The organism is Mycolicibacterium holsaticum DSM 44478 = JCM 12374 (assembly GCF_019645835.1).
Taxonomy (GTDB): domain Bacteria; phylum Actinomycetota; class Actinomycetes; order Mycobacteriales; family Mycobacteriaceae; genus Mycobacterium; species Mycobacterium holsaticum.
The window spans coordinates 2,687,574-2,700,166 of the sequence record NZ_CP080998.1 but is presented as its reverse complement, the minus strand read 5'-3'; the positions used below and the strand labels follow the sequence as shown (position 1 = coordinate 2,700,166).

The window sequence follows — 12,593 nt, the reverse complement described above, 5'->3', positions numbered from 1 at the left end:
CGCTGCGGACGGAGACGAACAGTGACCGACACGGTCCACGACCCCACCCTCGACCCGTCGGAACACGAGTTCGGGTCCGGCGGGATCAGCCTGTCGACGTACCGCTTCCCGACCGGTTGGTTCATCGTCGGGTTCGCCTCGGAGCTGTCCGCCGGACAGGTCAAACGCGCCCACTATTTCGGTGAGGAGCTGGTGATCTTCCGGACCGAATCCGGTCAGGTCAACGTGTTGGACGCCTACTGCCAGCATCTCGGCGCGAACATGGGGGTCGGCGGCACGGTCGAGGGTGAGCGCATCGTCTGCCCGTGGCACGGCTGGCACTGGAACGGCGACGGCAGCAACGCGCTGATCCCGTACAGCAAGATCGGCTGCAAGCAGAACGTGCGGATCCGCAGCTACCACAGCACCGAGTGGTACGGGTTCATCCTGGTCTGGCACGAACGCCACGGCCGCGCGCCGTACTGGCAGCCCCCGGTGCTGCCCGAACTGGAGACCGACGAGTACTACCCGCTGCACCCGCACACCCGGATGGTTAACCGGGTCAAGGTGCACGCGCAGATGATCATCGAGAACGCCGCCGACCCGTATCACGTGCAGTATGTGCACAAGGCCGCCAACCCGGCCAACACCGCGTCCTTCGAGCTGTCCGGTTATCACCTGCACGCGACGGTGAACGCGAATTTCGGTGGGGGACGGGCCAAGACGTGGCTCACCCCCAACGGCCCCGTCGACGCCAAGATCATCTACGACAACTACTCGCTGGGTCTGGGCGTCGTGCGGTTCCCCTCCGAGCTGGTGGCCACCGTGCAGGTGACCGGTCAGACCCCGGTGGACGAGGACTACACCGACTACTTCTACACCCAGGCCTCGGTCCGCGAACCCGGCGATACCGGCGACAAGCCGACGGGCGGCGCCGCGAAATTCCTGCAGCTGCAGCAGGAGGTCATCAAACAGGACTTCTTCACCTGGGAGAACATGAAGTACCTGGAGAAGCCCAACCTCGCCCCCGAGGAGGCCCGCGACTACGCCGCCCTGCGGCGCTGGGCCCACCGGTTCTATCCGGGCCCCGAGCCGTCCGCCATCGATTTCGGCTACACCGCCGACGGCCAACCCGATCCGGCGGCAGCACAAGCGTGACATCCGCCGGGCGCCGGATGCCGCCGATCGAGCCGGCGGCCTTCGGTGTCGACCAGTTCACCGTCGGCGCCGTGCTGGACCGGCGGGCCGAACAATTCGGCGACCAGGTGATGATGTCGATCGGCGGGGCACCGGTGACGTTCGCCGAGATGCGTGAAAGGTCCTGCGCGGCAGCCAACCTGCTCCTCGAGCGGGGACTGGGGCCGGGAGACACCCTCGCGCTGTTCACCGGCACCTGCCCGGAGTGGGTGTACTTCTGGCTGGGGGCGGCCCGTGCCGGGCTAATCACCGCGGCCGTCAACGCCGCCAGCAAGGGCGACTTCCTGGCCCACGCGCTCACGTTGTCGCGGGCCAAAGCGGTGCTCACCGACGGCGAGCGGGCACCGCGGCTCGCCGAGGTCGCCGGTCGCGTCGACACGCTCAGCACCACCCTGGTGCTGGATGATTCGCTTTCACAGCGACTCGCCGTGGCGCCCGCTGATACGGGACCGTCGGCACCGGTCGCGGCCGGTGACGTCGGCGCGCTGTTCTTCACCTCGGGAACCACCGGTGCCTCCAAAGCCGTCGCCACCACGTGGCACTACCTGTTCAGCGCGGCCGCGACCGTCGCATCGGCGTGGGAGTTCGCGGCGGGGGAAGTGATCTGGACGGCGATGCCGCTGTTTCACCTCAGCGCGGCGCCCACCGTGCTGGCGCCGATGTTGGTCGGCGGGACCAGCGTGCTCGCCGACGGCTTTCACCCCACCACGGTGTGGGACGAGATAAGGTCCTGCGGCGCAGTGGGTTTCGCCGGTGCGGGCGCGATGGTGTCGATGTTGTGGAACCTGCCGCCCGACCCTCGTGACGCTGAGACCGGGCTGCGGTTCATCTCGGCCGCGCCCATCTCGGCGGAAATTTACCGGGCCGTCGAACGGCGTTACCGCTGCCGCGTGGTGACGATGTACGGTCTGACCGAGGCGTTCCCTCTTGCCTACAAGTCGGTTTCAGACGAAGGTGTGCCGGGTACGTCTGGTTCCGTCAACCCGGCGTTCGACGTGCGCATCGTCGGCCCCGACGGGTTCGAGGTGCGCGACGGGGACGTCGGGGAGATCACCTGCCGGGCGCGGGCAGCGCATGCAATGAGCGAGGGGTATGTGTCGCCCGCGTCCGGCGGGCTGCACGTCGAACCGCACCCCGAGTGGTTTCCCACCGGCGACCTGGGTTGTCTTGACGGCGACGGAAACCTCACCTACCTCGACCGCGTCAAGGACTCGCTGCGTCGGCGCGGGGAGAACGTCTCGTCGGTCGAGGTCGAGCAGACCGTGATGCGCCATCCCGCGATCTTCGAGGCGGCCGCGGTCGCGATCCCCAGCGAGCTCGGCGAAGACGACATCCTGGTGGCGGTCACCATGCGGGCGGGCGCGTCACTGGATTTCCGCGATCTGCTGGACTTCTGTGCGGCGCGGATGCCGTATTTCTGCGTGCCCCGCTACGTCGAAGTGCTCGACGAGATTCCGAAGAACGTCATCGGCCGGGTGCGCAAAGACCTTCTGCGCAGCCGGGGGCTGGGCGCCGGCGCGTGGGACCGGGACGCGCACGGTTATGTGTTGAGTCGTTAGAAGGAGAACCATGACGTTGACCTACCAGCAGCAGTACGTGCTCGACGGGCTGGCCGGGCGGGCGGCGATCCTCGATCTGGATGCCCGACACAACCGGTTGTACTCCGCGGGTGATCTGGCCGGGTGGATCGCGACCTTCCGGCATGCGGGGGCGACGTATTCGCGTGGGGGAGAGGCGTTCACCGATCTGCGCGCCGCGTTCGACGGTGGCGCCGGGCGACGGCTGGTGACCGTCGACCACGAGATCACGGTGGACGGCGTGGAGGCGACCCAGCAGTGCGTCGCGCTGTGGTACGGCGCCGACACGCTGGTGGCCACCGGGACCTTCACCGACCGGCTCAGCTACGAGAGGGGTGGCTGGTACTTCACGTCGCGCCAGCTGGAGTGGGACCGCGCACCGCGCGAGAACGCGCTTTCGGTGTGAGCCCGTTGTGAGTCAGGGCATCCGGTACGCGTTCGCGTTCGGCACCTATGCCGACGCGCTTCGCATGGTCGGCACGAAGACACCGCCCAGGTATGCGGGTACCGCGGTGAGCGGTGCGCGAATTCAGCATTTCGCGGCCATGGTGCGCGACCCCAACCCGTCCTACTGGGACCCCGGTTTCGCCAGCGAGGTGTGGGGCGGTCTGCTCGCGCCCCCGGCGATGCTGATGGGGTGGCTGATCCCACCGCCGTGGTCACCGACCGAGCAGCCACCGACACCGTCGATCGCGATCCTGGTCCCGCTTCCGGGCACCACGTTCATCAACGCCTCCAACGACGTCGAGTACCTCAGCCCCATCGTCGAAGGGGATCGGCTGCACGTGGTCGAGCAGGTGGTGTCGGTGTCGCCGGAGAAGCAGACCCGGCTGGGCACCGGGCATTTCGTCGAGACGCGGGACGAGTTTCACCGCGGCGACGGAACGTTGGTGGCCGTCAACTGCAACACGTTGTTCCGGTTCACCCCCGCGGCGCGGCCATGACCACCTACTCCCCGATGGCGTGGGACGACGTCGTGGTCCCGACCGAACTGGCCGAGGTCGTCGACCGGGTCGACTACCAGCGGGTGGTGATGAACCCGGGTGCGACGTGGGACTACTTTCCCGCCCACTACGACCCGGAATATGCGCGGCGCCAAGGCCACCCGACGATTTTCGTCAACACCATGCACATCGCCGGGTTCGTCGACCGCATCGCGACCGACTGGGCCGGACCGTACAGCAGGGTGGTGCGCCGCAAGGTCAAGCTGCTCGGCTCGATCTACGCCGGCGACACGATGGTGGGCCGGGGCCGCGCCGTCGCCAAACGGCAGGATGACTCGGGGACGGTGCCGCGGCTGCTGGTGGACCTCGTCATCACGGTGTGCAATCAGCACGACGAACTGTGTTGCCCCGCCGAGGTCACGCTGCAGCTCTCAGGTTAGGTCCGGCAATTTCTGGGCGCTGACCGTCGTCTGCAACTCCACGTATTCCGCCAGGCCCTCGGCGCCGAACTCGCGGCCGACGCCGGACTGCTTGAACCCGCCGAACGGGGCGGTGGTGTCCAGGGTGTACATGTTGATGCCGTAGGTGCCGGTGCGGATCTGCTCGGCGATCTGCAGGCCGTGCGCGACGTCGGACGTCCACACCGAACCGGCCAGCCCGTAGTCGCTGTCGTTGGCGATCCGCACGGCGTCGTGCTCGTCGGTGTAGGTGAGCACGGTCAGCACCGGTCCGAAGATCTCTTCGCGGGCGATCCGCATGTCGTTGGTGGCCTCAGCGAACAACGTGGGCTGTACATACCAGCCGCGTTCGTGCGGTTTGTCGGTGCCGCCCAGCACCATTCGGGCGCCCTCGTCGATCCCGGCCCGGATATAGCCCTGCACACGTTGCTGCTGGCGTTGGGCGACAAGCGGTCCGATGTCGGTGCTCTCGTCGGCGGGGTCACCGACCTGCAGGCCCGACATCATCTCGCTGAGGGCGTCGACGACCTCGTCGTGGCGGCGTTCGCTGACCAGGATCCTGGTCTGTGCCACACAGGCCTGCCCGTTGTTCAGCAGGCTGGCGGTCTTGAGGTGTTTGACGGTGTGTGCGATGTCGGCGTCGTCGAGGATGATCGCGGCTGACTTGCCGCCCAGTTCCAGGCTGACCCGTTTGAGCTGTGCGCCGCACAGCGCCGCGATGTGGCGACCGGTCGCAGAGGACCCGGTGAACGAAATCTTGTCCACCCCGGGATGGCGCACCAGTGCCTCACCGGTCTCGCGCCCACCGGGCACGATCGAGACCACCCCTTCGGGCAGGTCGACCTCCTCGAGCATCTCGGCCAGCCACATCGCGTCCAGAGGCGTTTCGGGCGCGGGCTTGAGCACGACGGTGCAACCGGCGATCAGCGCCGGGATCATCTTCGGCATGATCAGGAACTGCGGCACGTTCCAGGGCACGATGGCCCCGACGACGCCGACCGGCGCCCGCCGGATGTGCACGTCGCCGAACAGGCCCGGCCGGCGTTCGGTCCACGGGAATTCCCGCGCGGTGGCCAGGCCCAGGTGCATCTGCGCGACGGCCCCGGTCGCCTGCCCGAGCCTGCTGAAGCTGCGCGGCGAGCCCATCTCCGCGGTGATCAGGTCGGCCATCTCGTCGGTCTGTGCGCTGTACAGCGCGGCGAGCTTGTCGATCTTGGCCATCCGGTCGGCGACGCTCATCCGTGGCCACGGCCCGTCGTCGAACGCCGTTCTGGCGCAACGGACCGCTCGGTCGACGTCTTCGGGCCCGGCGTGGGGCGTCTGGCCGATCTGCTCCTCGGTGTGGGGGGAGATCACCGAGATCCGCTGTGCGGTAGCAGGTTTGTGCCACCGGCCGCCGATGAAAAGTCGATCGTAGTCAAGCGGTCTCATGAGGGACCTCCTCGTCGCCATGATGCGCCCCCGGCTATTGCTGCAAAGATAACAAAGATGGGGTGGCGGCCACGGGGCGCTAGCGTGAAGACATGACGGATCTGCTGGCGGAGTTCTCCGACCGCGCGTACCGGTACCTCAGCGGCCTGCAGGACCGGTCGGTGCCACCGAGCGCCGTGCTGGTCTCGTTCGGCGACGACGAGACGACCCGGCGCGTCATCGCCGCGGTCCAGGCCGACGGCCTGGCCACGGTACTGCGGACCGCCTCCGGTGCCTGAACACGCACAACGGGTGCTCACCGAGGAGGTGCCCGCACCCGCCGAGCAGGTGCGGGCGTTCTACGCCGACCTGGACAACATCAAGACCGTGCACCCGCTCGTCGTCGCCGTACGCACGATCTCCCGCCGCGACCACACCCGCACCTATCGCGTCACCGACCGGATCCGGCTGGGCCCCGTGACGTTGCGGACGACCTACTGGGCGCAGCTGACCGTCACCGACAGCGGCGACATCACCTCGGAAGCGCGGCAGTTTCCCGGCGTGCGGCTGCGCACGGTCGTGACGTTCGAGCCGGTGCGCGCGGGAACCCGTGTCACAGAACGCATTACGATCCAGGCGCCGCGTCCGCTGTTCGCGTTCACCGCGCGGCAGGCGATCACCGCGCACCGGGCGATGCTGGCCGGAATCCGGCGACACTTCGCGGGTTAGACCACGACAGTCAGGCCTCGGGCGTTTCGGCCGCGTCGAGCACGCTGACCGCGATGCCATACGGCAGGAACCGCACCCTGCGGCCGGGGTCGGTGTTGTTCTTGTTCGCCCGAAGCGCATCGAGCTCGCTCGGATACACCTGCTCGATGTGGGCGCTGCCGTCCTCGGCGACGGTGTAGATGGCCCACACGCCGTCACCGGTCTCCCCGGCGGTCTCCGGCTCACGCTTGGGGCGGGTCTGCCTGGCGAACTCGTCGATCAGGTTCGCCCACCCCGCGCGTTCGCCGGAGGTGCTGAAGAACCTGCCGACCCCGTCGAGCGCGTCGCGCAGCCCTTCACCCGCTTCGCGGACGACCCGGTCGAACTCCTCGGGGTCGATCCCGAACGGCCCGTTGCTGGTCATGGCGGTTCCTCCTCCGAGCCGTGCCTTCGATGCACGGCGGTAAATCCAGTGTGCCCGCCGGTGGCGAAGTAGTCGACTGCGGCCGACGAGGGTGGTAGGACACCTTATGGCCATCTCACGGGCGGACGTGCTGGTCGCCGTCGAGCGATCTCCTGCGGCGTTCGGTGTGCACGACCGCGACGCATGGATCGACGCGTTCACCTTCGACGGGCGCGTCGAGGATCCGGTCGGTTCCCATCCGCATCGCGGCCGCACCGCGATCGCGAGCTTCTACGACACGTTCATCGGCCCGCGCGACATCACGTTTCACCGCGACGTCGACATCGTGGTCGGCGCCACCGTGATCCGGGATCTGGAACTCGAGGTGGGCATGGGGGCCGGGCTGACCATGCGGATACCGGCCTACCTGCGCTACGACGTGGCCGATCACCAGGGTGAGCTGAAAATCGCTGCGCTGTACGCATTCTGGGAACTTCCCGCGATGGTCGCACAGTTCCTGCGCGGCGGCCTCAAATCGGTTCCCCCGGGTCTGCGCCTCTCCAAGGGGCTGCTGCTCAACCAGGGTCTGATCGGCACGCTCGGTTTCCTCAGCGGCTTTCGCGGCCCCGGGCCGCAGGGCAAGCGCCGGTTCGGCGAGTTCCTCGCCGATGCGCGCGCGGGCGACGAGGTCGCCGTGCGCCGGTGGCTGGGCAAGGGCACCCGCATCACCCGCGGCGACGACGAGCCGATGGGCAGCGCCGAACTGCTGTCGCGCCTGGCCGGCGCCCAGCAGCGCAAGGTGATCGCGGCCGGCTACAGCCTGGCCGTCGGCGTCGACTGCGACGGGCGACGCGATGTGCTGATGGCCGAGGTGGCGACGGGGTCGTTCGCGATCAACCGGATCCGCTACTTCTCCGACGCCGTTTGAGCATGCCGAGGGCGGGTAGAAACCTGCGTATGGTCCGGCGTGACGACGATGAGACGGAAGACGACGTTGACGACGACGAGCACGTCACGGAATCGCGTGCCGGTAAATCCGGCGGTGAGGACGGCACGTACGTCGGCCGAACGGCATCCGATGACGCCCTGGATGTAGGGGAGACCGGCGCTGAGGCGCGCGGCCAGAGCCAAGACCGCTAGCTGCGGGCTTGTCTCGATTCGGTCGCGCCATGCCCGGTGGCGGGCGCGGACGTGAGACGGTAACACCACGATGCACGTCGATGACGAAATTACCTACGAAGAGTTCGGTCGCCAGTTCTTCGAGATCGCGGTGACCGAGGATCGCGTTGGCGGGGCCATCGCCGCTATCGCAGGCGACGAGTTCCAGATCGGCCCGATCGCCCAGGGTCCGGGCAGGATCGCCAAGGTCACCGCCAAGGTCAGGGTGCAAGAACCCCGGCTGACCCGGCACGTGGGCGACATGATCACCTTCGCCATCCGGATTCCGCTGGAGATCGACATGGTGGTCGATCTGCGCATCGACAAACCGCAGTTCATGGTGTTTGGCGAGATCAACCTGCGGGCGACCGCCCGGGCGGCCGCGCCGCTGCTGCTGATCCTGGACGTCGAAAAGCCGCGGTCGTCCGACATCGCGATCCACGTCACGTCCAAGTCGCTGCGCGGTGAGGTGCTGCGGGTGCTGGCCGGTATCGACGCCGAGATCAGGCGGTTCATCGCCGCGCACGTCGCGGGCGAGATCGACAGCCCGGCGTCGCAGAAAGCCAAGATCATCGACGTGTCGCAGAGCATCGACGCCGGGTGGACCGGGGTCTGAGCAGACCTCAGTACGGCGTAGGATTCGCGCGTGCTCCGCAAACCCGCCGTGGCCGCTGTGCTGGCCGCTGGATTTCTCGCCGCGTCGGCCGTCGTGCCGGCACCTGCCCAGGCCGATCCCGTCGACGACGCGTTCCTGCACGCGGTGAGCGAGGCCGGGGTCCTGATGGGCGATCCGGGTCGCGCCGTGGCCGTCGGCCAGCAGGTCTGCCCGATGCTGTCCGAACCGGGACAGAACGCCGCGAACGTGGCCGCGCGGGTCGCCGATGCCGCGGGCATGCCGCTGGGCCCGGCCACCATGTTCACCGGCATCGCGATCTCGATGTTCTGCCCGGCGATGGTGGCCTCCATCGGCGCGGGCAACTCACCGATACCGTTGCCGTTCCTGGGGTTCTAAGCGCTGACCGCCTGCAGGCGCGGCCGTTTCGGCTGGCATCCGTCACCGGTCGAGCGACCACGCATGTGTCGCCACAGCCACGGCATCAGCATGTTCTGCGTCCACTGCAGTTGCGCTTGGGTACGCGACCGCGCCGACGGCCGGGGTGCGTCCGCGTCGGGGTGCGCCCAGCCGTGGTCGCTGCCCGGCAGCGCAAGCGCTTCTTCGGCGGCAGCGGCGAAAAGCATGTGGCCCTTGGCTGATCCGTGCACGCGGTCGGCGCTCCAGGTGTCCGGGTGGGTCATCGACGGCGCGCGGTAGAGATCCACGAGGCGAAATGCGTACCGATCGGCGGCGGACCGGATCTCGTGGTTGATCCGCTCGACCCGCGCGGCCAACACCCTGCCGATCGGGAGGATGCGGGCCAGGTCGGGAAACGTCGTGGTGACCACCGTGGCGCCTGAACAGGCCAACCGGTCGTACAGGACCCGCAGCTCGGCGATGGCCTGGCCGAAATTGCGTCCCGGCCTGGTCACGTCGTTCATCCCGATGCAGACGGTGATCAAGTCCGGCGCCAGGTCCAGCGCCGTAGGCAGCTGATCGTCGAGGAGATCGCTGATCCGTTTACCGCGCACGGCCAGGTTGGCGTATACCAAGCCGGGGTAATGGCTGTCGACGGCCCTGGCGAGCCGGTCGGCGAAACCGACCAGAGCGCCGGAATCGTCGACGTCCCAAAGCCCTTCGGTCTGGCTGTCACCGATCGCGACGTATCGGGTGTATGCCACCTTGGCACTCTAACGGCGCAGGGCGGCTTCTACCTGCGTGTCACCCGAGGTGGCCGCGAGCTCGCGGTGGCGCTCGGTGACGGTGGCCCCCGCGCAGACCAGGGTGCCGATGACCTCGACGGCGTCGCGCGCGCGCCATCCCGCGTCGTGCGCGCCCCCGGCCAACGACGACATCACGGCGTCCAGGCCGCGGCCGGGTTCGGCGCCCAGCTCGATCAGCGCCGTGACCGTGGCGGGCAGCATTTGCCGCGCGGCGTTTTCGATGGGTTGCGTGCCGGCCGGTGTGGGCGTGCTGACTGAGGCGCCTGCGCGCGCCAACGCCCGCACGGCCTCGGCGTTCACCTGGTCACCGGCGTCGGCGATGACGTGCATCGGGGTCGCCCCCTCGGAATCGACCAGCGCCGGGTCCACCCCCTGGGCCAGGGCGTGGTTCAGCGCCACGGTGCGGCCCACGCGCACAATCTCATGCAGGATCGTCGTGTAGCGCTCGCCGCGGGCCGAGAGTTCGATGCGCCGCCCGGCGTCGGCCCCGGCGTCGATGAGGGCCACCACGATGCCCGCCGACAGCGACCGCACCCCGTACCAGAGCGGCGATGCGCCGCAGGGATCGACCGGGTCGGGGTCGAAACCCATCGCCAGCAACTCGATCACCGAAGAGTCCCCGCGGTGGGCGCGCTCGAAAAGGTCGAGGATGTCGGCGGGCAGCGGCTCGGTCCAGGCGGGACGGTCGGCGCCCAGCGCGTCGAGCACCCGGGTCATCGCGTCGCGCTTCTCGTACAGGTCGAACCACGGCCACGGCCCGGCACCCTTGGCCAGAAAGTCGGCGACCGAAATACGTGACCGCGCGATCGTGCCCGGCCAGGTGTCGTTGCACTGCGCCGTGAACACCAGGTCGACGTCGTCGTGCGAGACGACGACGCGCACATGCCCGTCCAGATACGACGCCAGTTCTTTCACAGCATGTGGATTGTGCCCAAATGACAAAAGGGGCACCCGAGCGGGTGCCCCCTTCGTGGGGTTGGCGAACCAGGCAACGTCACCTGACGTCGACGTAGACGGTCCTGTCTTGCACGGTGGTGAAGTTCTTGCTGCTTCCCACGATCGGCGTGCCTGCGTCAATGCGCGAGAACGTCGTGCCCGGGCGGATCGAGATCACCTCGGCCTGATCCAGTGGAGCGTTGCCGAAGCGGTTGACGATCACGGTGTAGCCCTCCGACGTCAGCCGCGCGATGGTGTCCTGGGCGTTGGTGTCACCGGTAGGTGCGGCGGCTACCGGTGCGGCCAGCCCGATGAGGGCGGCGCCAAGTCCGGCGACGACGGCACTGCCTACGGTTGCGAACCCGAATTTTTTCATCTTCGTGCCTGCCTTCCTTTTGGAGTTGTCGAGCCGTCAAGCGAATTACGCGGAATAAAGCGGTTATTTGCTTTCAAACCGTTCGCGCCGGCTCATTGACAAGAACCAGCAGGTGAGCGGTTTAATTCCATGGCAGGAAATGGTCGACCGGTGGCAGAAATTTATGCACACACAAGTCAGTCGACTTAACCGAGAAATAGCTAAATCGAGCGACCGAGACTGGTGAGGTGCACCGGCCCCCGACGCCGATGGGAAGCGACGGCGGCGCATCCCGGGCAACGACCGTAAAGTGGAGCGCAATGACTTCCGTGGTAATCGTCGGCAGTGGCTTCACCGGCTTCGAATGCGCACGTAGCCTGGCCAAAAAAGTGCGCAAGCACGCCGCCGACGGGGCGGCCGGTTCACCGGTCGAAATCTCGATCATCTCGCCGGTCGACTACATGCTGTACACCCCGCTGCTTCCCGACGTGGCCGGCGGCGTGGTCGACGCCCGCTTCGTCGCGATCCCGCTGGCCAACACGCTGCGCGACGTTCAGGCCATCCGCGGCAGGGTCGACAGCGTGGACTTCGGGGAACGCACCGTGACGTTCACCGACCCCGAGGAACGCTCCCGCATGCTGTCCTGGGACCGGCTGGTGCTCACGCCCGGTTCGGTGACCCGGCTGTTCGACGTGCCGGGGCTGGCCGAGCACGCCCGCGGGCTCAAGTCCACCGCCGAGGCGCTGTACCTGCGCGATCACGTGCTCGAACAGTTGGAGCTCGCCGAGGTCGACGACGATCCCGGCCGCGCCGAAGCCAGGCGCACCATCGTGGTCGTCGGCGCGTCGTACTCCGGAACCGAACTCGCCGCGCAGCTGCGCGCCCTCGCCGACTCGGCGGCCAAGCAGTTCGGCTTCGATCCCGCCGCCGTGAAGTTCGTGCTGCTGGATCTGGCCGAGCAGGTGATGCCGGAGGTCGGCGAGAAGCTGGGCACGGCGGCCATGAAGGTGCTCAAATCGCGCGGCATCGACGTCCGGCTGGGCGTCACGCTCAAGGAAGTGCACGCCGAACACGTTGTGCTCAGCGACCATTCGCTGGTTCGCACCCACACGGTGGCGTGGGTGACCGGTGTCACCGGCGCGCCGCTGATCGAGAAGTTGGGGCTGCCGACCGAGAAGGGCCGGTTGAAGGTCACCACCGAGTTGCAGGTGCCCGGGCATCCCGACGTGTTCGCCGCCGGTGACGCCGCCGCCGTGCCCGACGTGACCCAGCCCGGCAAGATCACCCCGCCGACCGCGCAGCACGCCACCCGGCAGGGAAAGTTGTTGGGCCGCAACGTGGCCGCCAGCCTCGGGTACGGCAAACCGAAGAAGTACAAGCACCGCAACATGGGCCTGGTCGTCGACCTCGGACCCAAATACGCCGTCGCCAACCCGCTCAACGTGTCGCTGTCCGGGTTTCCCGCCAAGGCCGTGGCGCGGATCTATCACCTCTACGCGATCCCGCGGTTCGTGAACCGGTGGGCGGTGGCGCTGGCGTATCTGACCGATGCGTTCTTCGACCGCTCGGTGGTCTCGATGGGGCTGGCCACGCAGGAGGATGCCCGGTTCTCCACCAGCGAGGGCATCCCCACACCCAAGGCGCACTGAT

General features: G+C 68.0%; 17 protein-coding genes. 12 read left to right on the top strand and 5 right to left on the bottom strand.

Annotation, left to right across the window (positions count from 1 at the left end; all coding sequences use genetic code 11):
• Positions 1–21: 21 nt before the first annotated feature.
• The 5 genes from K3U96_RS13030 (at position 22) to K3U96_RS13010 (ending at position 4,137) form a co-directional block, all read left to right on the top strand.
• Positions 22–1,137 (top strand): aromatic ring-hydroxylating oxygenase subunit alpha, encoded by a 1,116-nt coding sequence (locus K3U96_RS13030; RefSeq protein ID WP_220693264.1) that lies wholly within the window; start codon positions 22–24, stop codon positions 1,135–1,137.
• 17 nt (positions 1,138–1,154) lie between these two features.
• Entirely contained in the window at positions 1,155–2,735 is a 1,581-nt protein-coding gene (locus K3U96_RS13025; RefSeq protein WP_220693512.1) for an AMP-binding protein, read from the top strand.
• A gap of 10 nt (positions 2,736–2,745) precedes the next feature.
• On the top strand, positions 2,746–3,159 hold the full coding sequence (locus K3U96_RS13020) for a nuclear transport factor 2 family protein (protein WP_220693263.1): 414 nt from the start codon (positions 2,746–2,748) through the stop codon (positions 3,157–3,159).
• Positions 3,160–3,223: 64 nt separating this feature from the next.
• Positions 3,224–3,697: a MaoC family dehydratase gene (locus K3U96_RS13015; protein WP_069405549.1), complete on the top strand. Its 474-nt coding sequence runs from the start codon at positions 3,224–3,226 to the stop codon at positions 3,695–3,697.
• A complete protein-coding gene (locus K3U96_RS13010; protein WP_069405542.1) occupies positions 3,694–4,137 on the top strand; it encodes a MaoC/PaaZ C-terminal domain-containing protein in 444 nt (147 codons plus the stop codon). The genes K3U96_RS13015 and K3U96_RS13010 overlap by 4 nt, the downstream gene beginning before the upstream one ends.
• Here K3U96_RS13010 and K3U96_RS13005 read toward each other — a convergent pair.
• On the bottom strand, positions 4,129–5,586 hold the full coding sequence (locus K3U96_RS13005; protein WP_220693262.1) for an aldehyde dehydrogenase: 1,458 nt from the start codon (positions 5,584–5,586) through the stop codon (positions 4,129–4,131). The two genes, K3U96_RS13010 and K3U96_RS13005, sit on opposite strands and share 9 nt — an antisense overlap.
• A gap of 92 nt (positions 5,587–5,678) precedes the next feature.
• On the opposite strand from K3U96_RS13005, the gene K3U96_RS13000 reads away from it, so the two are divergent.
• The gene (locus K3U96_RS13000) at positions 5,679–5,864 is read left to right on the top strand and encodes a hypothetical protein (RefSeq protein WP_220693261.1); all 186 of its coding nucleotides are present in this window, start codon (positions 5,679–5,681) and stop codon (positions 5,862–5,864) included.
• Complete coding sequence (locus tag K3U96_RS12995) at positions 5,857–6,294, top strand: SRPBCC family protein (RefSeq protein WP_220693260.1); 438 nt, start codon at positions 5,857–5,859, stop codon at positions 6,292–6,294. Before K3U96_RS13000 ends, K3U96_RS12995 begins: the two co-directional genes overlap by 8 nt.
• Before the next feature lie 10 nt (positions 6,295–6,304).
• Here the strand turns inward: K3U96_RS12995 and K3U96_RS12990 are convergent, their stop codons facing one another.
• Entirely contained in the window at positions 6,305–6,697 is a 393-nt protein-coding gene (locus K3U96_RS12990; protein ID WP_220693259.1) for an Rv0313 family protein, read from the bottom strand.
• Between the two features lie 106 nt (positions 6,698–6,803).
• Between K3U96_RS12990 and K3U96_RS12985 the strand changes: the two genes are divergently transcribed.
• The 4 genes from K3U96_RS12985 (at position 6,804) to K3U96_RS12970 (ending at position 8,846) form a co-directional block, all read left to right on the top strand.
• On the top strand, positions 6,804–7,604 hold the full coding sequence (locus tag K3U96_RS12985) for a nuclear transport factor 2 family protein (RefSeq protein WP_220693258.1): 801 nt from the start codon (positions 6,804–6,806) through the stop codon (positions 7,602–7,604).
• A gap of 29 nt (positions 7,605–7,633) precedes the next feature.
• Positions 7,634–7,816, top strand: coding sequence for a hypothetical protein (locus K3U96_RS12980; protein WP_220693257.1), 183 nt, complete (start codon positions 7,634–7,636; stop codon positions 7,814–7,816).
• Between the two features lie 70 nt (positions 7,817–7,886).
• Positions 7,887–8,450 carry a hypothetical protein gene (locus tag K3U96_RS12975; RefSeq protein WP_069407760.1) on the top strand — a complete coding sequence of 188 codons (564 nt, stop codon included), beginning with the start codon at positions 7,887–7,889 and terminating at the stop codon, positions 8,448–8,450.
• A gap of 30 nt (positions 8,451–8,480) precedes the next feature.
• Positions 8,481–8,846 (top strand): DUF732 domain-containing protein, encoded by a 366-nt coding sequence (locus K3U96_RS12970; RefSeq protein WP_069407761.1) that lies wholly within the window; start codon positions 8,481–8,483, stop codon positions 8,844–8,846.
• Here K3U96_RS12970 and K3U96_RS12965 read toward each other — a convergent pair.
• The 3 genes from K3U96_RS12965 to K3U96_RS12955 form a co-directional block, all read right to left on the bottom strand.
• On the bottom strand, positions 8,843–9,610 hold the full coding sequence (locus K3U96_RS12965; protein ID WP_220693256.1) for an SGNH/GDSL hydrolase family protein: 768 nt from the start codon (positions 9,608–9,610) through the stop codon (positions 8,843–8,845). The two genes, K3U96_RS12970 and K3U96_RS12965, sit on opposite strands and share 4 nt — an antisense overlap.
• A gap of 9 nt (positions 9,611–9,619) precedes the next feature.
• Entirely contained in the window at positions 9,620–10,567 is a 948-nt protein-coding gene (locus tag K3U96_RS12960; protein ID WP_220693255.1) for an ankyrin repeat domain-containing protein, read from the bottom strand.
• Positions 10,568–10,646: 79 nt separating this feature from the next.
• On the bottom strand, positions 10,647–10,964 hold the full coding sequence (locus tag K3U96_RS12955; protein WP_069407764.1) for a hypothetical protein: 318 nt from the start codon (positions 10,962–10,964) through the stop codon (positions 10,647–10,649).
• A gap of 299 nt (positions 10,965–11,263) precedes the next feature.
• Here K3U96_RS12955 and K3U96_RS12950 point away from each other — a divergent pair, with 299 nt between their 5' ends.
• Positions 11,264–12,592: an NAD(P)/FAD-dependent oxidoreductase gene (locus tag K3U96_RS12950; RefSeq protein ID WP_220693254.1), complete on the top strand. Its 1,329-nt coding sequence runs from the start codon at positions 11,264–11,266 to the stop codon at positions 12,590–12,592.
• Position 12,593: the final 1 nt, after the last annotated feature.